This is a genomic window from Streptomyces sp. NBC_01549, assembly GCF_026339955.1.
Lineage (GTDB): Bacteria > Actinomycetota > Actinomycetes > Streptomycetales > Streptomycetaceae > Streptomyces.
The window spans coordinates 7,528,581-7,552,903 of record NZ_JAPEPW010000001.1 but is presented as its reverse complement, the minus strand read 5'-3'; the positions used below and the strand labels follow the sequence as shown (position 1 = coordinate 7,552,903).

Below are 24,323 nucleotides of genomic sequence, written 5' to 3'. Positions count from 1 at the left end.
AGTGCCCCCCGAAGTCGCAGCTCCTGCGGCGCAAAGTCCTCTAGAGATCCTTAATGCTGTTCCCGCGGTAGCAGTGGGCCCCGCTCCCCGGGTGTCGGTGGCGGCACATACGGTCTGTGCATGACTGATCAGTGGTGGGTGGGCGTACGCCAGCGGGGTGAGGCGGCTGGTGCAGGCCCTGCGGCCGGCAAGGTCTTCGGTGCGTTGGGGCACAAGTGGGTCGTGGAGGATCCGCTCACCCAGGGCGAACTTGCCGAACTCGAGGCTCAGATGGGCGTCCGGCTGCCGGAGGAGTACCGGGCCTTCCTGCTCCACGTCGGCGCGGGCGGCGCCGGCCCCGCGTACGGCCTGTTCCCGGTTCGGCGCGTGCAGGGTCGTTGGCGTTGGGAGGGCGACGGCGCGGACCTGGCTGACCTGTCGAGGCTTGCCGAGCCGTTTCCTGACCAGGGTCCGGACCCGGAGCTGCTCGAAGATGTTCTTGCCCGACGTCCCGAGGAAGAGGACTTCGACGACATCGAGGACTTCGACGACGCCATCGAAGCGTGGGATGAGCGGTGGGAGGCCGTCATGTTCGCCCCGGAGCGCACTGCCGGCGCGATCGTGATCTCCCACCTGGGCTGCGCCCAAAGAGAGTGGCTGATCATCAGCGGCTGCCACCGAGGCACGATCTGGTCCGATTGCCGGGTCGACGACGTCGACCTCGCCCCACTGCTTGACGACGACGGCAGGCCGGTGACGTTCGCCCGCTGGTACACCGACTGGTTGGAGAAAGCCGAGCTCACGGCCCTGTCGTAAGAGCTGGTCGAGGCTGTGTTCCGCGAGGTTGGCCAGCGACCTCTTCAGGAGCGACCACACACCAGGACGATCGGGCCGCCGAGTTGCTGGTACGCGGCGCCCTACAGGCGGATGAAGTCGGTCTCTCAACCGCGCGGGCCGGCGGCTCGGTCTCAGCATGGAGTTCACGCTCAGCGCTGAGGCGGAGCGGCTGGTGGAACCCGTCCGGGAAATCCTCAGCCTGGTCGAGCGGACCATCGAGCAGCGCCCCGAATTCGACCCGGGAACGAACACGTGCGCTCTCTCGATCAGCGCGTCCGACTACGCGACGCTGGTACTGCTGAGCCCGTTCGTCCGGGCGGTGGCGGCCGAGGCTCCGGGCGTGACGATCTACACCCTGCACATGGTGTCGCGCGCCCCGACGACCTCGCCGCCCACCTGGTACGAACCCTCGCCGACCGCGCCCCCGCTCGAACCGGGACGTGGCGCGAATGGCCATCGAGGCCTGCCGTGCCGTCGCGCTCGGTGACGCCGGTTCGCGTCCTTTTAATAGAAATTCCGGGTGGTCGATCGGTGTGAATCTCCACCGCGCGCTGTAGCCGTAACGCAAGGTATTGACCCTGAACCGCTCATGAAAAGGTAGGGTCACCGAGGGCGTGGTTCACTAATGTTATGAAGATCGGTGTCACGACGTTCATGACGGACGAGGGCATTCGGCCTGCCCCGCTGGCCAAGGCGTTGGAGGAGCGCGCTTTCGATTCGCTTTTCCTGCACGAACACAGCCATGTTGCAGTGAAGCAAGAGACGCCGTTTCCCGGGGGCGGGGCGCTGCCCAGGGTGTATTACCGCACGCTCGACCCATTCGTCGCGTTGACGGCGGCCGCGGCGGTGACCGACAACTTGATGCTGGGAACCGGAGTAGCTCTGCTGGTCCAGCGCGATGTGATTCATACCGCCAAGCAGGTAGCCAGCCTGGACGTGGTGTCCGGCGGCCGGGTGATCTTCGGCGTGGGCACGGGCTGGAGCCGTGAGGAGATGCGCAATCACGGCACGGATCCACGCACGCGGGGAAAGCTGCTGAACGAACAGTTGGCCGCGATCAAGGAGATCTGGAGCAAGGACAAGGCCGAGTTCCACGGCGAGCACATTGGCTTCGACCCGATTTTCTCTTGGCCCAAGCCGGTGCAACGCCCGCATCCGCCCATTTACATTGGTGGCGATGGCGAGGCGGCGTTGGCCAGGGTGGCGGCGCACGGCGATGGCTGGATGCCGCACTCGGTGGGCCACCCGGCCCGGGTCCCGTCCCAGTTGAACCGGTTGGCCGAGGTCGCCGGGGACAAGCCGGTGATAGTGGCGTCCGTGTCGGCCAGGTCCGAACTCATCGCCGCTTACGCGGAGGCGGGAGCTGACCACGTAGCACTTTCGCTGCCGACCCAGCCCGAGCCCGAGACTCTGCGCATGCTCGACATGTTCGCCGCACTTGTCAGCGACTACCGGTAGCCGGCGGGGCTTTCAGCTTCAGGTGGCATGTGGCACACACTCCGGTCCGAACGCCCGACCCGATCAGCACGCACTTGAAGCCATCGACGAGGTCCTGGACGACGTCGACGGACGGAACGGTCGCTGTCTCTTGCTGCACCGGCTCTCGCTGCCGCACCGGCCCGAGGCGGCTGCCGACCCCACCGCCCCCGCACGCTTCGGACACCGGCCGCTGCGGGTCCACGCCGGTCGCGCGAAAGCCCTCAGTAGCGACTCAGGTGAACCCAACCCCGTGCACCGCGCGACAACCGCCGTGGCCGTCCCCCGTCTCCAACCCGGTCGTCCCCCGGCGCACGGCGAGTGGCTCACCGACCCCGTCTTCTTGGCCGTCCGACAGCTAGTGCGTGCTCCCGGAGCGGCGGGCTTCCCGGGCCCACGCGCGGACGACGGGGACGCACTCCTCGGCGAAGTACTCGTAGTCGGCCGGGGTGTTGTAGACGTGCGCGGACAGCCGTAGGTAGCCGATCCCGTCGAAGCTGGTGAAGGCGGCCTCCAGGCCCAGTTCGACGGTGGCCCGGTCCCGCAGGGCGTCGGCCTCGATCCGGGTGGTGCCCAGCCCATCGGGGAGCCGAACCAGCCGCATGCCGGGTACGGGCATGCCGACGTCGACGGGGTCCGCGGGACCGCCGGCGAACGCGGCCCCGACGATCCGGGCACCGTGCTCGGCCAGCTCGTCCATGTACTGACGTGCCGTCTGCCATCCCCAGGTGTGCTCGATGAAGTCGAGTGCCGTGGGCGCGGCCAGCGAGCCGGTGGCGTCCAGCGTGCCCTGCTGGTCGAAGCGCTCCGGGAAGGGTTCGGCCGCGTTCCAGGAGTCGATCAGCGGATGGAGGTCCTCGCGCAGCGGGCCCCGGACGACGAGCGCCGCCGTGCCGCGGGGCGTGCACCCCCACTTGTGCAGGTTGCCGACCCAGGCGTCGCAGACCAGGCCCTCCAGCGGGACGGCGAGCAGCCCGGGGGCGTGCGCGCCGTCGACCAGCAGCGGGATACCGCGCCGCGCCGCTTCGGCGCCGACGCGTTCGACCGGCATCCGCCGGGCCGTCGCCGATGTGATCTGGTCGAGGACGATGAGCCCGGTCGAGTCGTCCACCTCGGCCATGACCGCCTCGTAGGCCCGCTCCGCGTCGGCCGCCAGCGGTACCCGGGCCGTGCGCACCCGCGTGCCCCAACCGCGTGCCAGTCGCTCCGCCCCCATGGTGACCGCCCCGTAGCCGTGGTCGGTGACCACGATATCGCCGCCCGGCCGCGCGGCCAGTGCCGCGTAGACGGTGCTGGCGCCTGCGCTCGCGTTGGGCACGAGGGCCAGGTCGCCGGCGTCGACCCGCAAGAACGTGGCGATCTCCGCACGCACCGCGGCCACCCGGTCCGGCAGTCCCGGGAACCATACGACCGGGGCCCGGTCCATCTCGGCCCGCAGCTCGTTCTGGCGCTGCTGGGCAATCAGCGGGACCGCGCCGAAGGAGCCGTGGTTGAGGTGGCGCATCTCAGGGTCGAGTGTCCAGGCGTGGATGGCGGGCCGGCCGTCGTCCAGCAGAAGGGGGCGGGGCACCGTGACGACCTCGGTCTTGCTCACTTGACTCCTTGTTCGTTGTGGCCTGTGCGGTGCGGCCCTTCGGGGTACCGCGGTGCGTCATGGCAGGGGCGTGGCGCGAAGACACTCTGGCAACGGCTGACCGGCCCATACGCCCGGACGACTGCGGACCCCGAACACCATACATATGACGAAAGCGCGCCCCTGATCCTCCCTGACATGCCGCTGAGTGGAGCACACCGCCCGACTCCCACGACGCACGATGCATGACGTCGACCATGCCTGTTGAGGAGGCGTTCGGTCAGCGGTCGGTCGGCCCGACGAGCCCCGCCACCAGCTGACGTGCGTACGCGGTGTCGAGCCCGTCCGGGCGGAAGAGGATGCGGTACATCATGGGGTGACAACGCGGTCGAGGACCGTCTCGACGTCGGGTGTGTTCTCCGAGCGGTCAGCCGCCCGGTCGAGGATGAGGTCGATCTGTTCGGCCGCGTAGGCAAGGCACTGGCCGGCGTTGCCGCCGTCCGGGTCGCCGAGCAGGGCGTCTCGGGCCGTAGGCGCTCGACCGCCACGTCGGACAGCAGTTCCCGCAGGTCGCCCCAGCGGCTCGCCCGCCCTGCCATCGGCGCGTGCGTCGACATCGACCCGGAGCAGTTCGAGGCCTCGCGACACAAACTGCTCGACTTCCTCGCCGACACGGACACCCTGGTCCACGGCACCCACTTCGCGCCGCTGCTCGCACTGACGCAGTGGCCGCTCCGGCCGAGGCCGGCCACCGGCGCGCAGGTGACCGTCCGTGTCGTATGAGGTGTCGGGCAGCCAAGGGTTCGGGGACCGTGATGCGGAGACCCGATCTGCCAGTCGGACCAATCACTAGATCATGCGATGCGTCTCAGCGTCTTGCCGATCTACTCTGCCAGACAGGAAATGCGCCGCATCCGGGACGGATGCCGGCCGTCGCCAGCGGGAAACAATTGAGTGGGTCTTCGCTTGCGAACTGCTCACGGAACGGTTGACAGGTACAGCAGTGTTGACCGTCCAACTGCCGGAAATCAAGTCATTCCCACAATGGAACGAGGCCGCGGTGTCACCGGGCAGCTTGGCCAGGCACAGTAGGAAAATCGAATTCGTCGGTTCGCGGGGCGTTCCTCTGGTGGCGCGCCTGGATCTACCGGAGGGGACGCCTTGGGCGTACGCCGTATTCGCTCCCTGCTTCACGTGTGGCAAGGACTGGCTGGCGGCCGCTCGGATCTCCCGGGAGCTGGCCAAACGCGGAATCGCGGTCTTCAGGGTGGCTTTCACCGGCCTCGGTGAGTCCGGGGGTGACTTCGCCGACAGTACGTTCAGCTCCGACGTGGACGATCTCGTGCGCGCCGCGGACCATCTGCGCAGACACTTCGCGGCACCGTCGATCCTCATCGGCCCACGATCGGTGCCCCGGTGGACCCGGGACATGTCGTGCACACCTTCGGCGGCAGGCGGGAGGAGATCGAGCGGCGCGGGGAGGCCGAGGTGGATCTGGGGGGCCGTGTGTTCCGCATCCGTCGGGAGTTCCTCGACGACATCGCCGCACAGCCTCAGGCGGAGCGTATTCACCGGCTGCGTCACGCGCTCCTGGTGCTGCACTCGCCGACCGACGAGACGGTGGGTGTGGAGAATGCTCAGCGGATCCTCGACGCGGCACGGCACCCCAAGTCCTTCATCGCGATCGACGGCGCCGACCATCTGCTCACCGATCGTGCCGACGCCCGCTATGTCGCGACCATGCTCGCCGCGTGGGCCGACCGATACGCCCGTGGTCCGATCGGATCAGGCCCCACGTGAGGGCGTCGACCGCGGCAGACGGCGAGGCGGTCCGGGAGCGGGCGGCCTCACGGCGCTCGGGCCACGGACCACCGGTCGGCCGACGCTTCCGCACCACACGATGGGGGTCGGCAGCCGGGCTTCCCGCGCGGGGTCGACCGGTGCGGACGTACGGTGCTGGTATGTGCGCCATATGGGAAGACGGCGCCGCACAGCCCGACGGGTCCCGCCCCCCTTCGTCCACCACCGATTCAGTACGCCGGGCCGAGCTGGACCGGCTGCTGGAACTCGCCGTGCGCGACACGGGCGTGCATGCGGGAGCGGTCTTCCTGCTGGCGCCCGACAGGCAGGCGCTGCGGCTGGAGGTGACCGCAGGCATACCGGCGGAGTATCTCGCGCCCTGGTTCGGGGTGGCGCTGTCCAGTCCCGTTCCGGTGGCCGAGGCGGTGCGCGAACGGCGGTTGGTCTGGCTCGGCGGCCCCCAGGAGCTCGCCCGTCGCTACCCGCGCACGGCGATCGCCCTGCCGTACCACCATGCGGTGGCCGCGGCGCCGATCCTCACCGGCACCACGGCCTGGGGCACGCTGTTGCTGTTCTGGTCCGGCTCCGACGCGGCCGGGACCGCCAGTCCGAGCCCCGAGCGGGTCCGTGTCGCCGGTCGACGTCTGGGGCGATTCCTACGTGACGCCGCCGACACCGGCCACGCCGTCAGTCCCGGACCGGCACCACGTAGCCTGCCGCAGTCGCCCGCCCGCAGGCCGGCGCCTGCCGAGGCGCTGGCCGCCGCGGACTTCGCCGAACGGCTGCCGGAGGGCAGCTGCTCGCTCGACCTCGAGGGCAGGTTCACATACATCAGCACCACCGCCGCCGCCCTCCTCGGCGGCAACATCCCCGATCTGATCGGCACACGACCCTGGCAGTCCTTGCCCTGGTGCACCGAACCGGCCGCCTTCGAGGACCGCTTCCGCGCCGCCGTGGTCAGTCGGCAGCCCAGCCGCTTCAGCACCATGCTCGCGCGGGAGCGGTGGCTCGCATTCGAGCTCTACCCCGACGGGTCCGGGGTGAGCGTGCGTATCTCGCCGACCGATCCGGGCGGGGCCTCGCAGGCCGCGCCCGCCAGAGCAGGGGCGCCCCAGGGTGAGCCGATCCGCCTGGGCGAGGCCTACCGGGTGCTGCACCTGGCCACCGCCCTCTCCGAAACCGTGAGCGTGGGCGACGTGGTCGATCTGATCACCGAAGAGATGCTGCCGGCCTTCGGAGCCCGGACCGTGGCCCTGCTCGCGGCCGAGGACGGAAGAATGCGCGTCATCGGCTATCGCGGGTACCACGCCCGGCTCTTGGAGCAATTCGACGGAGCGCCCCTGACCTACCCGGCACCCGCGGTCCAGGTCCTCGCCACCGGGGTGCCCAGCTTCTTCGCCACCATCGAGGAGCTGTCCCGGGCCTGTCCGTCCGCCCCCCGCCAGGACGGTCTGCATGCCTGGGCCTTTCTGCCATTGATCGCCTCCGGGCGCCCGGTGGGCTCGTGCGTGTTCGCCTTCGACCGCCCCCACCCTTTCCCCGACCAACAGCGGGTCGTCTTCACCGCACTCGCGGGACTGATCGCGCAGGCGCTGGAGCGGGCCCACCTGTACGACACCAGCAAGGAGCTCGCGCAGACCCTGCAAGCGGCCCTGCTCCCCGACTCGCTGCCCGACCTTCCTGGACTGAATGCGGCCGCCCGTTATCTGCCCAGCGTCCGCGGCATGGACATCGGCGGCGACTTCTACGACCTGGTCCGGGTGAGCGACACCATCGCGGCCGCAGTCATCGGTGACGTTCAAGGCCACAACCTCACCGCCGCCGCGCTCATGGGCCGGATCCGCCCCGCCATCCGCTCCCACGCCCTCGCCGGGGCCACACCGGCGCAGGCCCTCGCGCGGGCCAACCGCCAGCTGGTCGACATGGATCCGGGCCGCTTCGTCAGCTGCCTGTACGCCCATCTCGACCTCGCACGCCACCGGGCCGTCCTGGCCACTGCGGGGCATCCCCCGCCGGTACTGCGGTACCCGGACGGGCACGCCGAGGTCCTTGCCCTGCCGCCCGGGCTACTGCTCGGTATCGATCCCCACGCGGACTATCCCTCCACCGAGATCCCGCTGACGCCCGGCACCGTGCTCGCCCTGTACACCGACGGACTCATCGAGACTCCCGGAGTGGACCTGGGCGACGCCATGACCGGGCTGGCCGCCCAACTCGCCCAGGCCCGGCCCCAGCCCATGGACCGACTCGCCACTGTCCTGATCGACCATGCACGGCAAACCGCCACCCGGACGGACGACATCGCCTTGCTGCTCATCGGTCTCGCCACCGCCGGATAGGACACCCGTAGTTCCGACGGCCGACGGCCGACCTGGTCACCACTCATCGCGCATCCCTCCGTCAAGTGCCGGTAGGCACCGCGTACTTACAGGCCTGCCGGTAGGGCCTGCGTGCTCAAAAGAGGTGCCGACGAACAGGCAGCGGGGGTTACGGAAACCGCTCCACGCACACCTCGGTCCGGCGCGTCCGGCTGCACCGGGCCCGCGGCGTCCGGCAGCTGCGATGCCGCCGGTGCAAGGTGCCGGTTCGGCACCTGAATGAGTGCAGGCGAGGAGCCTTGACAGCACGGAGGCGGGCGACCACGATGGAAACTATGGAAACTAGATCAGTTCCTTAAGTTTCCGAGCGTGACGGGCAGCATGCTGACGCCATCGTGGAGGCGGCCGGCGGATCGGCTCAGCTCGCGACGGAGCAGGGCGATGCACTGCTCCGCCAGTACGTGGAACAGCGTGTGGACGCGGCGATCGGGACGGACACCAGCAGCGACTACTACCGGCGCCGCCCGAGCTGCTGAGTGAGATCACCCGCGGCGCGTTGGAGCGGCTGCTCACCTCGCAGTTGCCGCACGAACTCGACTCGACCGCGGCGGATCTGCTGCGGGCGACCGTCGACACCGTGCTCTACGGGGCGATCCGCTCGGCACACACCGGCATCGGCGATGAACAACCCCGGGCGGTCAATCCGACGGCCCGCAATGACGAGCAGGAGGTGGGCTCATGACCGGGACAACCGGCAGGGTGGCATTGGTGACAGGGGCCAGCAGTGGAATCGGTGCGGCCACCGCGCGCCTGCTGGCCGCGCGGGGAATGCGCGTGGTGGTGAACTACCTCAGCAGCAGCAAGGCGGCCGAGGAGGTCGTCGCCGACATCGAGGCCGCGGGCGGCCAGGCCATGGCCGTACAGGCCGATGTGCGCGAGGTGGCCGCGGTCGAGAACATGGTCGGGCAGGTACAGGCGGCCTGGGGTGGCGTTGGCGTGCTGGTGCACAACGCGTTGATCCCGTATGCGGTCAAGTCGTTCCAGGACATGACGTGGGAGGAACTGGGCGGCAAGCTCGACGCCGAGATGCATGCGGCGTTCGCCGTCACCAAGGCGGTCCTGCCCGCCATGACCCAACAGGGCTGGGGACGCATGATCTATATCAGTACCGGCCTCAGCCGTCGGCCGCGGGAGAACATGATCGCGCTGGGCACGTCCAAGGCGGCGCTGGAGCAGTTCGGCCGGTATCTCGCGCACGAACTGGGCCCGCAGGGCATCACCGTCAACATCGTCGCGGCCGGCCCGGTGGAGGACACCCGTATGGCCCGCATGACGGATGTGTTCGACGATGCACACAAGCAGCGGCAGGTGGCCGCCACCCCCGTGGGCCGCCTGGCATACCCTGCCGACGTCGCCCAAGCGGTCGCGTTCTACGCGGGCGAGGACAACGCCTTCATGACCGGCACCACGGCCGCGGTCAATGGCGGAATGTTCATGTACTGACACCCCACTGTTCACCGCGCAGGGGCCACACCATCCCGGCCCAGCACGCACCGGCACACCGCCCCCTCACCACCGTGGACCGCCGCGCCCGCGACACGCGCGGGCGCATGACGCTGACTGACACGATCAAGGGAAACGTTCATGCACACGATCGATCTCGCCTACGTCGGACGGGGCCTGCACGAGGAACTGGCCGCCTACATCGCCGACCAGGAGGACTACTACGCCGAGGAAGGCGTCCACGTCGCACTGCGCGACGGCTGCACCTGGGACGAGGAGCGGCTGCGCCGCGGCGCCACCATCGGACTCGGCCGGGCCCTGCTGTCCCGGCTGACCGACGCCACCCCCTGGGTCGCACTCAACGTCAACACCCACCGCCCGCTGTTCTGGTTCCTCGCCCGCCCCGGCCTGACCTCCCTGGCCGACCTGGCCGGCCGACGGCTGGCGGTACACGCCCCCCACACCGCACCCGGGTGCTTCACCCGGATCGTGCTGCGCAAGGCAGGCCTCGACCCGGACCGCGACATCGACACCATCGTCCGCATGCCCGGCGACTACGGCATGGACCTGCGCCGACTGCGCGACGGCAGCATCGACGCCGCCCTGGTCGGCAGCACCATGGCACCAGAGGCAGTAGCAGCCGAACACGGCTGGCACGTACTCGGCTGGGTCGGCGACCACTTCCAGATCCCCACCGTGGGCCTGGCCGTCGACCCCACCTACACCGACCCCAACGACCCCGCGGTCCAAGCCGTCCTACGCGCCCACCGGCGCGCCCTACAGGTGATCCACAACGACCCCGACACCACAGTGCGGCACATGCAGACATTCCTCGGCGGACACACCGCGGACGAAGCCCGAGCCCACTACAAGTCGTTCATCGCACCGTACTTCACCACTGACGGCCAAGCCGACCTCGCCGTCGGCGACACCGCCATCACCGCGGTCGCCGCCGAACTCGGCGTCCCCGCCACCTTCACCGCAGCCGACTTCTACCGCACCACAACCACCACACCGTAGGAGTATTGACCCGCAGCGTTGTTCACACGGCAGATCGGTGGGTGGCCGCCGAGTGCCGTGTGGCAGCGGTGGTTGCCGTAGGTGTGGAGGGCGTCTGCCAGTGCCACGGTGTGTTCGGTGTTGCAGGGCTTCGCCACCGAAGCCGGCCACGCGATGGCGCACACGCGTTCCAGAAGTTGATGAGTTGCAGCATGGCGTTCACTGACTCTCGTCGACGAACGCCGACGATGGTTTCCGAACAGAGGCCGTCGCCGACGCCGCCCGGCGCATTCGTCGAGAACGTCACTCCTTGTGATCTGTCGCCGACTTCCGGTCTCCGGACCCGAGGTCGTGCAGGTCAGGCTCCTCCGGTGCCGTGGATGCGTATGCGTCGGCGAGCTCGAGAAGCGCGCGAAGAGGTGCACTGGGGCGCCGCGTCGACGAGGTGGCGATCGACAGGGTCCAGCGCGGCGTTTCGTCGCCGACGGCCAGGACACTGAGGTCGGGGGTGTCCGGTACGGCGAACTCCGGCAGGAGCGTGATGCCCAGTCCGCATCGGACGTAGGCCGCGGCAGACGCTATGTCGGCCTCCACGGACACCCTGCGGCGCACCCCGGCTGTGGTGAATGCCTGATCCACCAGATCGCGGCTGCCGGATCCTGGAGGGAAGTCGACGAATTCCTCATCAGCGAGTTCATGCAGGGCCACGCGCCGCCGAGAGGCCAGCCGATGGCCGGTCGGCACCAGGAGAACCATGGGGTACGAGGTCAGCTGCCTGACGGTGAGACCGCCCGGCGTCCTGCCCGCCAGCGACAGGAACGCCGCATCCAGCTCCCCGGCAGCCAGTGCCTGGGCGAGGCCTGCGGACCCCGTCGGGGACACGCGGAGCCGTATCGCCACGCCGGGGTGGTTCGTGCGGAAGCGACGGAGCAGGGCGGGGAGGTCCATGACAGCCACAGCGGTCATGGCCCCGATGTCGATGGCGCCTCGAAGTGTGCCCTGGTTTCCGCGTACCGCGTCGCGGGCGGCCCGCACGGCGTCCAGCGCGGCATGGGCCTCGGGCAGCAGCGCCGCCCCGGCGTCGGTGAGGGACACCCGCTGCGAGGAGCGCTCGAACAAGGTCGCATCCAGCTCCTTCTCCAGTGCGCGGATCGTTGCGGAAACGCCTGACTGGACGACGTGGAGCCGCCTGGCGGCGCCCGTGAAGCTCAGTTCCTCGGCCACGGCGACGAAATACTCGAGATGACGCAACTCCATGAGACCATTATCGCCATCCGTGATGAAGCTCAGCAAGAAGAATCATTGGACGTGAATCTCCTCAAGGCCAATGCTGGAAGACACAACCACCTTGTAGGGAGCCGCTCCGATGGCCACGTCTTCATCCCTCCGCTCGCGGGACACGGACACCGTTCAACCGCCCGACTCACCGGCATCGGCGCGGCCACAGGTCTCGCGCCGGACCGGGTTCTGGTTCGCCGCGATCGCTTTCACGGTGCTCATGGCCTGCGGTATGGCTCCCACCCCACTGTGGCCGATGTACCGGGCACATGACGGATTCAGTGCGACCACCACCACGGTGGCCTTCGCGATGCTGGTGGTCGGGGCCGCCGCCGGATTCCTGGCGCTGGGACACCTGTCGGACCGGCTCGGCCGACGACGGATCGTGGTACCCGCCTGCTGGTCACGATCGTCGCGGCGCTCGTCCTCGCGCTGTGGCCCGAGCTGCCCGGCCTGCTGACAGGACGCCTGCTCAACGGCATCGGCGTGGGACTCATGAGCTCCACCGCGACCGCGTACCTGCACGACCTGCACCACCAGGAGTACCCCGACCGACCCTCCTCCCCGCTGCCTGGGCTCGTGTCGACTGCCGCGACTCTGGGCGGTCTGGCCCTCGGCTCGCTGGTTGCCGGCGTCTTTGCGCAGTGGGGACCCGACCCCTTGAGGACGACGCAGCTGGCCTTCGCCGCGGCATTGATCGTCTGCCTGGCCATGGCGCTCGCCACGCCGGAGACCGTGGACCGTCAGCCTGCCGCCGAGACGCGGCCAAGCCGCTTCGGCCTGCGGCCCGGTGGACGTGCGGGGTTCGCGTCGGGTGCTGCGCTGGGCGTCTTCTCCTTCGCCGTCCTGGGACTGGTCACCGCGATGGGCGCTGTCATCCTGCACACCGAGCTGGGAGTCTCCTCGCCGTTCGTGGCAGGTTGGCGCCTTTCCTGATGTTCGGCTGGTCGGCCGCGGGGCTGCTGATCCTCTGGCGACTCAGCCTGGCCAGGATGCTCGTCACCGGAGCCGTCGTCTTCCCCCTCGGCCTTGCGCTGGTGGCACTCTCGCTGGTCCACCCCTCTCTGGGGCTGTACCTCGTCGCCGTCTCGATCGCCGGAATAGGAGCGGGCGCGCTGTTCAAGGGCGGCGTCGGCACTGCCAGTTCGATCGCCCTGCCCGACTCCAGGGCCGGAGGCCTGGCGATGTTCTTCGTCTCCTGCTACGCCGGTATGGGAGTTCCGCCGGTCCTGTTCAGCATCGTGCTCGGCCATCTCACCATCGAAGCCGCGGTGATCGTCTTCGCGGCAGCGCTCTCCGTCGGGGCTGCCCTGGCGGTCGTCGCGGCGCTCCGCACGGGCGCCGTCGGCTCGACGCGGAGGTCACACCGGCACGCCCGGTGAACGGGTGGGGCCGATTCGCGATGGCACGCCGTCCGTATCCGGCTCCGGCGTGCGGGCCGACTGCCGACTGCCGACTGCCGACTGCCGACTGCCGACTGCCGACTGCCGACTGCAACGCCTCCGAATGGCGCAGGCGGCGCTTGCGGTGCGTGAGCTTCCGCTCGGGTTGGTACCCGTCACCCGCCACCTTGGTCGGCGGCTGATGAGTGGCCGGGACGGGCGGAAATGCCTACGTTTCGTCTCATGGATACCGAAGGCGCGACCGGGTCGCGGAACACGGCAGGAGTCGAGGACGTCGCGCACCTGTTGGTGCGGTGTCTGCGGGCCGAGGGCGTGGAGTACGTTTTCGGGATTCCCGGTGAGGAGAACATCCGCTTCGTCGACGCCCTGAACGATTCCGGGATCCGGTACGTCCTGGTCCGCCACGAACAGGCCGCCTCGTTCATGGCGGAGATCTACGGGCGGCTGACCGGCCGGGCCGGGGTGTGTTCGGCCACGCTGGGGCCCGGCGCGATCAATCTACTGCTCGGCACCGCGGACGCCACAACCAACAGCGCGCCGATGGTGGCCCTGGCCGCCCAGGGCTCCCTGCGCCGCGTCCACAAGGAGTCGCACCAGGTCATCGACCTGGTGTCGATGTTCGCTCCCGTCACCCAGTGGGCGGCCGGCATCACGTGTCCGGACGCGGTGCCGGAGATGACGCGCAAGGCGTTCAAGACCGCCCAGAGCGAGCGCCCCGGCGCCGTGTTCCTGGCCGTGCCGGAGGACATCGAGACGCAGCGTCCCGCCGAGTCGCTGGCACCCCTGCAGATCAACACGGTGTATGCCGGCGCGCCGTCCCCCTCCCAGATCGCGCGGGCGGTCGACGTGCTCACCACTGCACGGCGCCCCGTGGTGCTGGCGGGCCACGGCGCCGCCAGAGCCGGGGCCTCGGCCGCCCTCGTGCGGTTCGCCGAGCGACTGAACCTCCCGGTCGCGACCACGTTTCACGGCAAGGGCGTCTTCCCCGACGACCACCCCCACGCCCTGGGCGCGGTCGGCTTCATGCACCACGACTACGGCAACTTCGGCTTCGACACGGCCGACGTGCTGGTCTGCGTGGGGTACGAGATCCAGGAGTTCGACCCGGCCAGGATCAATCCGGGCGGCGACAAGCGGATCCTGCACGTGCATCGTTTCCCGGCCGAGGTGGACGCCCACTACCCGGTCGCAGTGGGCATCGTAGGTGACCTGTCGGAGGGGCTGGACGCACTCGGGGCCGCACTGCCCCAAGGGCTCACCTACGAGTCCGGAAGCAGCGCGAGGATCCGTGCACTGCTCGATGAAGAACTCCGGTACGGACGCGGCAACGACGCGTTCCCCCTGGTGCCACAGCGCGTGGTGTCCGATGTCCGCACCGCGCTGGACCGTCACGACATCGTGCTCGCCGACACCGGCGCCGGAAAAATGTGGATGTCCCGCCTCTACCCGACCTACGAACCGGACACCTGCCTGGTCTCCAACGGCCTGTCCACCATGGGGTTCGCGCTGCCGGGCGCCATCGCCGCCAAGCTGGCCCGGCCGGACCGACGAGTCCTGGCGATGATGGGCGACGGCTCGTTCCTGATGAACTCCCAGGAGTTGGAGACCGCCATCCGCGAGTCCGTCCCGCTGGTCGTCCTCGTTCTCGTGGACGAGGAATACGGCCTGATCACCTGGAAGATGGAAGTCGAACTCGGCCGCCACAGCCACACCCGGTTCACCAACCCGGACCTGGTCGCCTACGCCGAAAGCTTCGGCGCGCACGGCTACGCGATCGAGTCCGCCGACCAACTGCTGCCCGTGCTGCGCCGCGCCCTCGACGACGACGCGGTCTCCGTGATCGCCTGCCCCGTCGACTACTCCGAGAATCTGCGTCTGACCGACAGGCTCGGCAGCCTCCACGGCCCGTTTTGACCTGCCGCTGGGCTCGCGCGCCGGACAGTGCGGGCGAGTGACCGCCGTAGAGGGAAGATCCGGTCGTACGTGGGTTTCCGTGGTCGCCCGCGGGGTGGATACGGGAAGGGCTGTGGCGAGTGCCGTCTCAGGCGTGCCCGGGAGACATCTCCCATGGCGCCTGCGGGAGGACATCGCCGGTCTCGAGCAGCGACTTGAGGTTCGCCAGCACGGCCGGCCATCCGCGCGAGATGCCGTTGAGCATCTCCTGGTTGGGGAGATGCTCGTGGGTCACGGTGAGGCGGACGATGTCCTCGTGCGGCTCGACGAAAAAGGTGACAACCGACGGCTCTCTCGGCGATTCAGCGTCGGGGGCGTCCTCGAAGGTGATGACCAAGCGCGTCGGGGGCTCGGCCTTGATCACTTGACCGACGACATCGACGGCGCCTGAGCCGTCGACGCGTCGATGCTCCCAGGTCGAGCCCGGCTGCCAGTCGGAGACATTGGCGTGTCCCCAGTATCGCGCCGTCAGGTCCGCGTCTGTCAGGGCTTGCCACACCTGCTCCGCGCTTGCGCGGATGTAGGTGACATAGACGTAGGTCGGCACGGACGTGGGTCCGTTGGTCATGGCGTGCTCCTCTGCCTGGTTCTTGATGGCACTGATCGCTTGCAGGCGGGGTTTGTCGAACCCCGATATCCAGCGCTCCTCCATCTCGTGGATCGGTGTCGGGTTGAGGTAGTGGAGCCGCTCCCGTCCCCGTCGCACGACGGTCACGAGATTGGCCCGCTCCAGGATGTCGAGATGCTGCGTCGCCGACTGACGCGCCATGTCCAAGCGTTCACACAGCTCGCCGAGTGTCTGGCCGTTGTGCTCACGCAGACGGTCGAGCAGGAGTCGCCGGGTGGGGTCGGCCAGCGCTTTGAAAACCAAGTCCATCGCTCTAGCTTCGAGGCTCACACCTCATTATGCAGGTACTTGCCTGCATAATGTCAATGGCGGTCTTCGTTGGCCTGCCTTCACGGCTGGCCATGCGTTGGAAGGCCTTCGGTGGCGCCTCCAGCGCGTGGTCCAAGCGCTATGTGGTGGGCCAGTCCGCATCCGTCACACCGGGAACGATGAACTCGGCGCGCCGTCGGACGTCATCGCCAATATCATCAGTCGCACGACAACTATCGCGTCAGTCGGTCCTTGGGTGACCCTGAGTCGGTCCTCGGGTTCCCGCCGGTGCCGACTTGTGAGGGGTCACAGCCGAACCGGGCATCCGTCATGGGAGATCGCCATGAGCAGCCCGATCCAGAGGGCCGCAGCTACGTCTCGTTCAGCGATCCAGACGGCAATGGGTGGGTGCTGCAAGAGGTCCAGGCGCGACAACCGGGACGGTGACCAGTCCCGCACGACCGAGGAGGCTTCGCCATGGACATCTCCACGCTGACAGAACTCTTGCGTGAGACGGAGGAGCATCACGGCCCGTACGAGGCGACCGCCCCCAAGCACCACTGGTCGGATTGGTATGCCGCGTACATCGTCGCCCGTGAGAACGGCCGGACTCCCGACGAGGCTGCCGCCGACGCCGCGCTCCACATGGAGGCACTGCGGCGATGAAGGCCGACTACGACGTCATGGCGAAAGTCTGCGTGGCGGTCGGAAGTCGTGCAGGAAAGCCAGGAGTTCTACGGTCTGCTGGGCTTCGAGGAGGTCATGAACCACGGCTGGATCGTGACGCTTGCCTCCCCGTCCAACCTGGCAGCACAGATCAGCCTCATGAGCAGTGAGCAGGACTGCACCGGTCACTCCCGACATGAGTATGGAGATGGATGACGCGGACGTGGCCTATGAGGTCTTGCGTACGAGTGGGGCGGAGATCGTGTACCCCTTGCAGGACGAAGAGTGGGGAGTGCGCCGGTTCTTCGTCAGGGATCCCAACGGGCGGACGGTCAATGTGCTGAGCCATCGATGACCTGCCCTGACACCACACGTCCCGTGAAGTGCTGGTCTCAGCGCCCCATGACCGCACCGACGCCTTCACCGCAGCCGGCTGCCGGATCGCCGTCATCAGCAAACCATCCCCCGCATCGGGCGCCGGCAAATTGTTCTTCACCACGTAGTCAGGATCCTTACTGGCCTTCCAATTTTTCATCCGTTGACGCGATCGTGGGCACCTGAATGCCCTGTGCCGAGAGCAACACCATCTGGGCTCGACGCCAGGTCACCACCGACCCGAACCCGACCGGGCAAACGGGCCCGCGGCCCGGCAGCCCGCCCAGGGGCCGAACATACGTCCTGGTTAGGGTGCGGCCATGTACCGCAGCAACGTCGACGGCGTACCCGTCCTCCGGTTCTCCGAGCCCGGGCCGCTCCACGCCACCCTGCGCTTCGGCGTCGGAACCCGCGACGAGACGTACCGCACGCTCGGCATCAGCCGCCTGGTCGCCGCCCTCGCCGTGCACGCGACACGACAGCGGCTCCCGGACGGGGTCGAGCCCGTCGTGTCCACCGGCATCGAGGAGACGCGGTTCACGGTCTCGGGTACTCGCGAAGAAGTCTCCGACTGCCTGGGGGCACTCTGCCTGGCTCTGTCCGACTTGCCGGCCGACCGGCTCGACGAGATGGCGCACGCGCTCGACGGCGAGGTCGCACGGTCCGTCGACGACCCGCGGACCGTCGGTGCGCTGAACGCCCGGTACGGATCGCAGGCCGCCGGCCTGGAGGGTCACGAGCGCAGCCAGCACCACCTGCCGAGTGCGCACACGCTGCTCGGGCACGCCGCGGCCTGGTTCACCCGGACCAACGCCGTCCTGACCCTGACCGGATCGAACCCCGCCGGCCTGCGGCTCCCGCTGCCCCCGGGCGAGCGCCCGCGCCGTTTCGCACCTCAGGCTCGCTATCCGCGCGCCTCCTGGACCCACCGGAACATCGACGGCGTCGCGCTGTCCGTCGAGGCCCCCGTCGGGTCCGTGGCCATGGCGGTCGCCCACCGGATCCTCCGGGAACGGGTGACCGCCGCCCTCGTCGGCCGGCGGGTGTCCGCCGCCCCGGCTGAGGCGGCCACAGCGCTGCACGACTCCGTCACGGTCGTCGGACTGCTCCTCGCCTCAGCCCCTGCCGGCGATGCCGAGGACGTGGCTGCGACGATGTGGTCACAGGCGCTGAGCCTGGCCAGGGACGAACCAGCTCCGGCCGAGGTGGCCCGGCACCGTTCCCTGCCGGAGGACCCTCCGCCGCGACCGCGCACCCTCGATGACGCGGCCCGTAGCGAGCTGTTCGGGATCCCTTTCCTCGATGAGGGCAGCCGACGCCGCGCCCTGGAGGGCGTCACCCCTCAGGACGTGCGCGACTCCTGGCAACGAGCCATGGAGCGGGCCCAGTTGGTCGTCCCGGAGGGACTGCTCCTCCACCTCCCCGGCCCGGACGGCCGCCGGCTGTGGTGCACCTCCTGCTGGACCTGGGACGAAATCCCCCCGCGGGGGCAGGAGTTCCGCGAACACCTGGGGAAACGCGCGTTCAGGCGCGCCGCGGAACGGCACTGGGTGGTTCTTACGCCCAGGTCGGTGGTGTCGTGCACACCCGGCGTCTACCACGAACTCCGCTTCGACGACGTCATCGCGCTCGAACGGTGGGGTCCCGAGCGCAACCTGATCGGCCGGTGCGGCTGCAGCATCGGAGTCGACCCGGCCTGGTACCGCGGCGGGCACCGGCTGACCCGCGCCGTGGACGAGGCCGTCCCAGCGGATCTCGCCTTCGACGGCGTCGAACTCCCCCTGCCGGACCGGTCCTAGGTTCAGTACCTCTGGTCAGCGCCATGTCCGGATGAGGATGGCGGCGAGCTGGCGTAGCCGGACTCAGTCGGCCCGCGTGACGGATGGACATGCCTCGCTGGAGCCTTCGGTGTGCCAGCCTCCGGGGACCGTCACGGTTCAATCAGATCGTCCACCAGGCGGGTCGGCTTCAGGGTTTCCTCATGAGGACGCCGGGGCCGCTACCCGGCCGTTCAGCGGTCACGCTCGCGTACGTGCAGGTGACCGGTGAGGGGATATGCGGGCGGTGCCGCGGGCAGAAGCGTGATCAGCTCGTACCCGCTCTTCTGCGCGACGCCGCATGAGGCTGTGTTGTCCACTTGATGCAAGAGTTCAAGACGCATCAGTCCGTCACCGGGGAGGGCGGTGAAGGCCCAGTGCGTCAGCGCCCGCAGTGCTCGGGGCGCCACTCCCCGGCCGCGCGCATGCGCCGCGGTCCAGTAGCCGACCTCGGCGGACGAAGCGCCCGGGGTGACGTTCTTGAGGACCACGTGACCCGCCAACGGTCCCTCGACGCCCGCAGCTTGGGATTCCATGACGGCAAATCCGAAGCGGTCTTCCCTCTCCCAGGCTCGTTGCTGGTCCTCAATCCACTGTGCCGCGCTCGCCTCGTCGTTCACCGTTGAGCTCGTCCATCGGCGCAGGACGTCATCCTGATACAGCTCAACCAGGTCGGCAGCGTCCGTATGGCTCCAGGGACGCAGTATGAGAGCGGGAGCCGACGGTGTGGCGTCTGCCTCCAGCCGCGCGGTGATCTTGTCCATCGGGCGAGAGTACGTGGCCGCGGCGGCTTTCATGGCTACGTCCGGCTGTACGGCGGCGCTGTTGGGTCGTCGCGTCATCAAGCTGCCCGTATCCGCAGAGCTGTGACGGACCAGTCCATCGCCGGGGCGAGGCGTTCCGGTACTGGCCAGTCGTTGATCAGCGCGAGCAGCCGGAGGTACTCGTCCCTGTCCGGATCGCTCGCGGCTTCCAGACGACGCAGCAGCCACCGGTGCAGGTCGGCGTCATCAGGGCGGCCGTGGGCGAGCGCGCAGTGAGCGGTGAGCGCTGCGACGACAGGATCGGCCTGGGGCGAATCCGGGCTGATGCCGCACGTCATGGCCGGTCTCACGAGATCACGGGCGACGGCGACCATGTCCGGGCGCGGTGGGGTGGGGGTGCCGTCGGGCAGGTCGGCCGCATGGTCTGCGGCCAGGCGCCGCAGACTGGCGCGGAAATCCGGGTCCAGGGACAGTTCGGCCAGCTCCACCCATGCCCTGACCTGATCGTCTGTGGAGTTGTCGGGGAGCTCGGGTGTCATGGAGCGTCGAGCTGCGGCATGCTGGGGGCCACTGTGGAGGCCTTCGAAGACGGTGTCGAGGAGGTCGTCGATCAGTCTTCGGCGTTCGGCTTCGGACAGCGTGGCCAACTGGTACATGATTTCCATCTCCTTGGGGGTGGGTTCGCGTTCGGCGGCGGCCGTCAGCACCGCCCGTCGCAGACGCAGAATGCTGATCTGCACGTCCAGTGCGGCGGCGTGCTCCGCGGCGACTTCGCTGAGGGAGAGTTCCTGATCCACGACCCGCCGAATCGTGTCGAGGCCGACTCCCAGTTCGCGCAGTGCCCGCACGAGGGCAAGGCGAGCGACGGCATCCGGGGCGTAGCGCCGATAGCCGGCGTGGGTGCGGTCAGCAGGCGCCACGATGCCGCGGTCGGAGTAGAACCGGATCGTCTTGACTGTCAGCCCGGTGCGCTGGGCCAGTTCACCGATTGAGTAGAGGATGCCGCCGTCCATGAGCTCACCTTCCTGTCTCCCCCTGCAGGAGACTCAAGTCCGCGCCGGACGTCTCCACACCCCGTCCTGCTCGCTCCCTGCTTCTGCTTCTCACCCCTCCAGGTCCGCTGCCAACTCCGTCCTCCAGTGCGCGGACATCCGCAGAGACAGGATCGTCGCGGCGGCCGCCGGCACCCCCGCATCGACGAACTCCCGCAGTGCGCGTGCCGCCTGCACCCGCAGCGCCCACGCACTGAAATCGGACTGCGTCACGGGGTCGTTGTCGTCGTGCCAGGCGCGCTGCCCGCTCACCATCTGCCGGGCCGCCGACGCCTCCGCGGTGAGTGTGCGGATGCGCAGGTCCAGGGGGCTGTCCGGGGTGAGGTCGACCGTCTCGCCACGGGTGGTGCGGGCCAGCGCGTCGCTCACCTCGTCGTACACGTCGAACCGGGTCTCCGCCGCCAGTCGCCTCAGTTGTGCGCCCATCGCCGTGCGCAGACGGGCTGGCTGTGTCCGCTCGATCAGTGCGGCCAGGTCGAAATCCCGGACATTGGCGACGTACCGGTTCGCGGCCCGGTCGACGTCCTCCAGCACCGGCAGGAGCAGGGCGCTCGTCAGCTCCGTGTCGGCGTCGTCGTCCGGCAGGTACGTGATGCCGAAATCCCCCTGCAGTTCGGCCAGGAAGCGGGCGTACGTCGCCGTCGACCCGGGCCAGGAGTCGCCGCCGCCCTCGCGCGGCGACAGGACATGACGCACGCCCTCCGGCCCCGGTACGCCGTCCTCGGTGACCGCGACCTGGACCTCCGGGCCCCGCCTGGTCAGGGCGACCGCGCGCGTGTCCGCGGAGACCCTGCGCAGCACCTCCGGGCGGGTGAACTGGGCGGCGCCACCCTCCTGGGTCGCGTAGGCCCATCCGCCGACGCTGCCCGCGCGGACCATCGGACGGTACGCCGCCCACGGCGAGTTCGCCGCCGTCTGGGCCCGGGCGCGCGTGCGGGGGCGGACGGTGTCGGGTATCGCGCCCAGCCTGCGCAGCAGTTCGGCCGGGGTGAGGTGCTCCGCGAAGACGACGTCGGGCTGGGTCGGCGGGGGCGGGGTCGGGGTCCTGTGCCGGATCATGACGAGGTACGCGCCGCTCGACCGGCGCTCCGGAGCGAAGAGCGGCTCGGCGGGAGCCGGCGGCTCCGGCTCCGGTTCTGCGGACTCGGCGGCCAGCGCGAGCGGGGAGACCGGGTCGGGGATGGCGGTCGTCTCGTGGTCCCACAGCAGGACGCCCTCGTACGCCAGCGGGGTCTGGCCGTTGAACGGGCGGCCTCTTTCCAGGGCGTCCGCGAGGTCGGCCAGTGCGTGGCGCAGAGACGCCCACCCCGTGAACGAGGGAGTGTCCTCGTCGAAGTAGCGGCCGAGCCTGCCCCAGTTGTGGCCGGGGTGGCAGGAGAGGAACAGGCCGTCGGAGGACTGCCAGCCGACGCCGAGGGTGATGAGCAGCCAGTCGTGGTGCCAGTACGTGGCGAGTTCGTCGTAGTCCTCGTCGTCCTCGTCGAGGGCGTCGTCGTCCGGGACGCCCGCGCCGACGCCGCGCAGGAACTTGGTGCTCTTGACGATGTCCGCGACGCGGGACGGCGGACCGTAGTGCGCCAACACGAGTGCCCCTGGCTGGAGTTCCACGCCGTCGTGACAGCTCAGCGAGGCCACCAGGTCGGGGTGGAAGCGGACCCCGAGCGTGCGCTCGGCCGCCCTGATCTCCGACGGCGACGCCGGCGGACGCAGCAGAGCGTGGCTGACGGGCGCATGCCGCAGCAGCCAGGTATCGATACGGACCCACGAGTCCTCAACGGCGGGAACACTCATGATCGGACCATACGGGCCGCCACTGACAACGGGGTCGGGATGGCCCTCGCGCGGTGGGTCGAGCGGGAGTCGGCGCGGGCCTCGCGGCTACCTCCCCACCCCGCCGCGAGCGGTTCGACCGGGCTGAAGTCCAGGACCGTCACACCCCGCAGGAGCATCGGCTCGGCGCCGAGCTCGAGCAGCACACGGGTCATGAACGTGGAGTCGAGCCGCGCGTCTCCCTCTTTGCGGGGGCCGACGGCGCGCCGGTCCATCGGTGCAGGGCGTCTTCTAGGCCGGTGACGGCGGCGATGCCGGTGGTGTCGGAGGCCCAGGCGACCACCCCGTCCGGGCGTACCAACACCCCGGTGGGCGTCGCGTGGTCGTCGGTCACGCTGCTCACTCGCCCGGCCCAGGCCGCTGCGAGGCGGGCAAACGCACCGTCCGCAGTACGGTCGAGCAGCAGGAACCCGCCACCGTGACCGTGGTCGACCAGACGAGAGCCGTCCTTCAGCCACAGGTCGGGGGCGAACCGCCCGACCAGCGGATGGTCGCCGGGCAGGGCGATGCGCTGCGTGACACCGGAGATCTTCTTGACCGCGTAGGTCGCGCCCTCCCGAGTGCTCAGCAAGTCGCCGACGACCTCCCGGAGCGCGGCCGACTTGGCGTCCCCGCGCATCACCCCGATCTGGGCCCGCGTCCAGTCCAGCACCCAGGCACCAAGGGGACGACGCTCGGCGTCGTAGGTGTCGAGCAGCCCTTCGGGTGCCCACCCGGCGACCACGGCACCGAGCTTCCAACCGAGGTTCATCGCGTCGCCGACCCCGAGATTGAGCCCCTGACCGCCGAACGGTGAGTGCACGTGCGCGGCGTCGCCGGCCAGCAGCACCCGCCCCGACCGGTAGGTCGCGGCCTGGCGGGCGTTGTCGCTCCAGCGGGTCGCGACGCCGCGCAGCGCGGTCAGCGTGATGTCGGTGCCGGAGACCCGGCGCAGACTGGTCTGCAACTCCTCAAGGGTGACCGGCGCCACGGGGGTCCCCCCGCGCGAGCGGAGCCGAGCCTGGGGGAGGTCGGCGGGAGCGCCGTCGAACTCCACGGTGACCACCCGCCCGGGCTGTGGCCCGTAGCGGTACGCCCCCCGGGTCGACCACGCCCATCCGTTCGCGAGCTTCTCCGGGTCGGCGATGTCGGCGACCGCCAGATGTCCGGTGAGTTCGGGGTCGGTGCCGGGGAAGTCGATGCCCGCGAGGCGGCGCACGGTGCTGCGCCCGCCGTCGCACCCGATCAGCCACCCGGTGCGCACCGTGCCGTCGGTGGTGCCGACGAGCACGCCGTCGCCGGTGTCTTCGAGCGCGGTGACCTCCACCCCACGACGCACCGGTACGCCGAGTCGCGCGACATGGCCGGCCAACAGTTCCTCCAGCTCGCGCTGCGGCACCATCCTCGCTCCGGCGACGGCGGTGTGTGCGGCGAGGTCGGGGTCGGACCAGTCCGTGAGGTCGGCGTCGAGGACCATTCCGGCGAAATGCCCGGTGAACCGCGTGTCCGGTGCTCGTCGGCCGCCACCGGACGGTTGGTCGTCGTCGGCCGTGCGGGCGAACGACCCCACCCGCTCGAGCATCTCGCGCTGCACCTGTTCGGCGGCAGGAAGCAGGCCGCGGCGGTCGAGTGCCTCGGCCGTCGGCACGTTGATCGACCCCGCCTTCATCGCCTCGTTCGGCTCGGCCCGTCGCTCGAATATCTGCACCGTCGCCCCGGAGAGCGCCAGCTCGGCGGCGAGCACGAGGCCCACCGGCCCGGCGCCGACCACGGTCACGTCCACGTCCTGATTCGCATTCATCTTCATCGACACGAACAGTGTTCTATATACGAACGATGTTCGT

The 24,323-nt window shown here is 69.5% G+C and carries 23 protein-coding genes and 3 pseudogenes; 17 read left to right on the top strand and 9 right to left on the bottom strand.

Going from position 1 to position 24,323, the window contains the following annotated elements; all coding sequences use genetic code 11:
• The first annotated feature begins 120 nt into the window (after nucleotides 1-120).
• From OG819_RS33885 to OG819_RS33875, 3 genes are all read left to right on the top strand, one after another.
• On the top strand, nucleotides 121-795 hold the full coding sequence (locus OG819_RS33885) for an SMI1/KNR4 family protein (RefSeq protein ID WP_266638503.1): 675 nt from the start codon (nucleotides 121-123) through the stop codon (nucleotides 793-795).
• Nucleotides 796-952: 157 nt separating this feature from the next.
• Nucleotides 953-1,303: a hypothetical protein gene (locus OG819_RS33880; protein ID WP_266638504.1), complete on the top strand. Its 351-nt coding sequence runs from the start codon at nucleotides 953-955 to the stop codon at nucleotides 1,301-1,303.
• A gap of 143 nt (nucleotides 1,304-1,446) precedes the next feature.
• Nucleotides 1,447-2,274: an LLM class F420-dependent oxidoreductase gene (locus OG819_RS33875; protein ID WP_266638505.1), complete on the top strand. Its 828-nt coding sequence runs from the start codon at nucleotides 1,447-1,449 to the stop codon at nucleotides 2,272-2,274.
• Between the two features lie 376 nt (nucleotides 2,275-2,650).
• On the opposite strand, the gene OG819_RS33870 is transcribed toward OG819_RS33875, so the two are convergent.
• The gene (locus OG819_RS33870) at nucleotides 2,651-3,886 is read right to left on the bottom strand and encodes an aminotransferase class V-fold PLP-dependent enzyme (protein WP_266652427.1); all 1,236 of its coding nucleotides are present in this window, start codon (nucleotides 3,884-3,886) and stop codon (nucleotides 2,651-2,653) included.
• Nucleotides 3,887-4,145: 259 nt separating this feature from the next.
• A pseudogene (locus OG819_RS33865) lies at nucleotides 4,146-4,446 on the bottom strand (TetR-like C-terminal domain-containing protein); the annotation flags it as partial.
• Here OG819_RS33865 and OG819_RS33860 point away from each other — a divergent pair.
• The 7 genes and pseudogenes from OG819_RS33860 to OG819_RS33830 form a co-directional block, all read left to right on the top strand.
• Nucleotides 4,439-4,573, top strand: a pseudogene (locus OG819_RS33860) (MBL fold metallo-hydrolase); the annotation flags it as partial. The pseudogenes OG819_RS33865 and OG819_RS33860 sit on opposite strands and share 8 nt — an antisense overlap.
• Before the next feature lie 708 nt (nucleotides 4,574-5,281).
• Complete coding sequence (locus OG819_RS33855; protein ID WP_266652425.1) at nucleotides 5,282-5,665, top strand: hypothetical protein; 384 nt, start codon at nucleotides 5,282-5,284, stop codon at nucleotides 5,663-5,665.
• Between the two features lie 161 nt (nucleotides 5,666-5,826).
• Nucleotides 5,827-8,004: a SpoIIE family protein phosphatase gene (locus OG819_RS33850; protein WP_266652423.1), complete on the top strand. Its 2,178-nt coding sequence runs from the start codon at nucleotides 5,827-5,829 to the stop codon at nucleotides 8,002-8,004.
• Nucleotides 8,005-8,378: 374 nt separating this feature from the next.
• Nucleotides 8,379-8,519, top strand: coding sequence for a hypothetical protein (locus tag OG819_RS33845; protein WP_266652421.1), 141 nt, complete (start codon nucleotides 8,379-8,381; stop codon nucleotides 8,517-8,519).
• A 20-nt stretch (nucleotides 8,520-8,539) separates the two neighbouring features.
• Nucleotides 8,540-8,725 (top strand): hypothetical protein, encoded by a 186-nt coding sequence (locus tag OG819_RS33840; RefSeq protein WP_266638510.1) that lies wholly within the window; start codon nucleotides 8,540-8,542, stop codon nucleotides 8,723-8,725.
• A complete protein-coding gene (locus tag OG819_RS33835; protein WP_266638511.1) occupies nucleotides 8,722-9,486 on the top strand; it encodes an SDR family NAD(P)-dependent oxidoreductase in 765 nt (254 codons plus the stop codon). The genes OG819_RS33840 and OG819_RS33835 overlap by 4 nt, the downstream gene beginning before the upstream one ends.
• 141 nt (nucleotides 9,487-9,627) lie before the next feature.
• Nucleotides 9,628-10,506 (top strand): ABC transporter substrate-binding protein, encoded by an 879-nt coding sequence (locus OG819_RS33830; protein WP_266638512.1) that lies wholly within the window; start codon nucleotides 9,628-9,630, stop codon nucleotides 10,504-10,506.
• Nucleotides 10,507-10,788: 282 nt separating this feature from the next.
• Here OG819_RS33830 and OG819_RS33825 read toward each other — a convergent pair whose 3' ends face one another.
• Nucleotides 10,789-11,742 (bottom strand): LysR family transcriptional regulator, encoded by a 954-nt coding sequence (locus OG819_RS33825; protein WP_266638513.1) that lies wholly within the window; start codon nucleotides 11,740-11,742, stop codon nucleotides 10,789-10,791.
• Nucleotides 11,743-11,851: 109 nt separating this feature from the next.
• On the opposite strand from OG819_RS33825, the gene OG819_RS58695 reads away from it, so the two are divergent.
• The 4 genes from OG819_RS58695 to OG819_RS33805 all read left to right on the top strand — a co-directional run bounded on the left by OG819_RS58695 (nucleotide 11,852) and on the right by OG819_RS33805 (nucleotide 15,080).
• The gene (locus OG819_RS58695) at nucleotides 11,852-12,223 is read left to right on the top strand and encodes an MFS transporter (protein ID WP_266638514.1); all 372 of its coding nucleotides are present in this window, start codon (nucleotides 11,852-11,854) and stop codon (nucleotides 12,221-12,223) included.
• Nucleotides 12,160-12,699 (top strand): MFS transporter, encoded by a 540-nt coding sequence (locus OG819_RS33815; protein ID WP_353963257.1) that lies wholly within the window; start codon nucleotides 12,160-12,162, stop codon nucleotides 12,697-12,699. The genes OG819_RS58695 and OG819_RS33815 overlap by 64 nt, the downstream gene beginning before the upstream one ends.
• A complete protein-coding gene (locus OG819_RS33810; protein WP_266638516.1) occupies nucleotides 12,684-13,145 on the top strand; it encodes a hypothetical protein in 462 nt (153 codons plus the stop codon). The genes OG819_RS33815 and OG819_RS33810 overlap by 16 nt, the downstream gene beginning before the upstream one ends.
• Before the next feature lie 243 nt (nucleotides 13,146-13,388).
• Nucleotides 13,389-15,080 carry an acetolactate synthase large subunit gene (locus OG819_RS33805; protein ID WP_266652417.1) on the top strand — a complete coding sequence of 564 codons (1,692 nt, stop codon included), beginning with the start codon at nucleotides 13,389-13,391 and terminating at the stop codon, nucleotides 15,078-15,080.
• Between the two features lie 127 nt (nucleotides 15,081-15,207).
• Here OG819_RS33805 and OG819_RS33800 read toward each other — a convergent pair whose 3' ends face one another.
• Nucleotides 15,208-15,996 carry a metalloregulator ArsR/SmtB family transcription factor gene (locus OG819_RS33800; protein ID WP_266652415.1) on the bottom strand — a complete coding sequence of 263 codons (789 nt, stop codon included), beginning with the start codon at nucleotides 15,994-15,996 and terminating at the stop codon, nucleotides 15,208-15,210.
• A gap of 477 nt (nucleotides 15,997-16,473) precedes the next feature.
• Here OG819_RS33800 and OG819_RS33795 point away from each other — a divergent pair, with 477 nt between their 5' ends.
• From OG819_RS33795 to OG819_RS33785, 3 genes and pseudogenes are all read left to right on the top strand, one after another.
• The gene (locus OG819_RS33795; protein WP_266638518.1) at nucleotides 16,474-16,662 is read left to right on the top strand and encodes a bleomycin resistance protein; all 189 of its coding nucleotides are present in this window, start codon (nucleotides 16,474-16,476) and stop codon (nucleotides 16,660-16,662) included.
• 48 nt (nucleotides 16,663-16,710) lie between these two features.
• Nucleotides 16,711-17,017: pseudogene (locus tag OG819_RS33790) on the top strand (VOC family protein).
• Between the two features lie 340 nt (nucleotides 17,018-17,357).
• The gene (locus OG819_RS33785) at nucleotides 17,358-18,836 is read left to right on the top strand and encodes a hypothetical protein (RefSeq protein ID WP_266652413.1); all 1,479 of its coding nucleotides are present in this window, start codon (nucleotides 17,358-17,360) and stop codon (nucleotides 18,834-18,836) included.
• A gap of 212 nt (nucleotides 18,837-19,048) precedes the next feature.
• Here OG819_RS33785 and OG819_RS33780 read toward each other — a convergent pair whose 3' ends face one another.
• The 5 genes from OG819_RS33780 to OG819_RS33760 all read right to left on the bottom strand — a co-directional run bounded on the left by OG819_RS33780 (nucleotide 19,049) and on the right by OG819_RS33760 (nucleotide 24,280).
• Nucleotides 19,049-19,618, bottom strand: coding sequence for a GNAT family N-acetyltransferase (locus OG819_RS33780; RefSeq protein ID WP_266652411.1), 570 nt, complete (start codon nucleotides 19,616-19,618; stop codon nucleotides 19,049-19,051).
• A gap of 77 nt (nucleotides 19,619-19,695) precedes the next feature.
• Nucleotides 19,696-20,631: a MerR family transcriptional regulator gene (locus tag OG819_RS33775; RefSeq protein ID WP_266652409.1), complete on the bottom strand. Its 936-nt coding sequence runs from the start codon at nucleotides 20,629-20,631 to the stop codon at nucleotides 19,696-19,698.
• Between the two features lie 90 nt (nucleotides 20,632-20,721).
• Entirely contained in the window at nucleotides 20,722-22,461 is a 1,740-nt protein-coding gene (locus OG819_RS33770) for a hypothetical protein (RefSeq protein WP_266652407.1), read from the bottom strand.
• Entirely contained in the window at nucleotides 22,458-22,655 is a 198-nt protein-coding gene (locus OG819_RS33765; protein ID WP_266652405.1) for a hypothetical protein, read from the bottom strand. The genes OG819_RS33770 and OG819_RS33765 overlap by 4 nt, the downstream gene beginning before the upstream one ends.
• Entirely contained in the window at nucleotides 22,652-24,280 is a 1,629-nt protein-coding gene (locus OG819_RS33760) for an FAD-dependent oxidoreductase (RefSeq protein WP_266652926.1), read from the bottom strand. Before OG819_RS33760 ends, OG819_RS33765 begins: the two co-directional genes overlap by 4 nt.
• Nucleotides 24,281-24,323 lie beyond the last annotated feature (43 nt).

Coding starts and splice junctions, on each gene's coding strand:
- OG819_RS33770 (WP_266652407.1), bottom strand. CDS start 22,461: ATGAGTGTTCCCGCCGTTGAGGACTCGTGGGTCCGTATCGATACCTGG.
- OG819_RS33885 (WP_266638503.1), top strand. CDS start 121: ATGACTGATCAGTGGTGGGTGGGCGTACGCCAGCGGGGTGAGGCGGCT.
- OG819_RS33805 (WP_266652417.1), top strand. CDS start 13,389: ATGGATACCGAAGGCGCGACCGGGTCGCGGAACACGGCAGGAGTCGAG.
- OG819_RS33795 (WP_266638518.1), top strand. CDS start 16,474: ATGGACATCTCCACGCTGACAGAACTCTTGCGTGAGACGGAGGAGCAT.
- OG819_RS33785 (WP_266652413.1), top strand. CDS start 17,358: ATGTACCGCAGCAACGTCGACGGCGTACCCGTCCTCCGGTTCTCCGAG.
- OG819_RS33775 (WP_266652409.1), bottom strand. CDS start 20,631: ATGGACGGCGGCATCCTCTACTCAATCGGTGAACTGGCCCAGCGCACC.
- OG819_RS33765 (WP_266652405.1), bottom strand. CDS start 22,655: ATGACCCGTGTGCTGCTCGAGCTCGGCGCCGAGCCGATGCTCCTGCGG.
- OG819_RS33875 (WP_266638505.1), top strand. CDS start 1,447: ATGAAGATCGGTGTCACGACGTTCATGACGGACGAGGGCATTCGGCCT.
- OG819_RS33880 (WP_266638504.1), top strand. CDS start 953: ATGGAGTTCACGCTCAGCGCTGAGGCGGAGCGGCTGGTGGAACCCGTC.
- OG819_RS33830 (WP_266638512.1), top strand. CDS start 9,628: ATGCACACGATCGATCTCGCCTACGTCGGACGGGGCCTGCACGAGGAA.
- OG819_RS33825 (WP_266638513.1), bottom strand. CDS start 11,742: ATGGAGTTGCGTCATCTCGAGTATTTCGTCGCCGTGGCCGAGGAACTG.
- OG819_RS33780 (WP_266652411.1), bottom strand. CDS start 19,618: ATGGACAAGATCACCGCGCGGCTGGAGGCAGACGCCACACCGTCGGCT.
- OG819_RS33800 (WP_266652415.1), bottom strand. CDS start 15,996: ATGGACTTGGTTTTCAAAGCGCTGGCCGACCCCACCCGGCGACTCCTG.
- OG819_RS58695 (WP_266638514.1), top strand. CDS start 11,852: ATGGCCACGTCTTCATCCCTCCGCTCGCGGGACACGGACACCGTTCAA.
- OG819_RS33835 (WP_266638511.1), top strand. CDS start 8,722: ATGACCGGGACAACCGGCAGGGTGGCATTGGTGACAGGGGCCAGCAGT.
- OG819_RS33850 (WP_266652423.1), top strand. CDS start 5,827: ATGTGCGCCATATGGGAAGACGGCGCCGCACAGCCCGACGGGTCCCGC.
- OG819_RS33760 (WP_266652926.1), bottom strand. CDS start 24,280: ATGAATGCGAATCAGGACGTGGACGTGACCGTGGTCGGCGCCGGGCCG.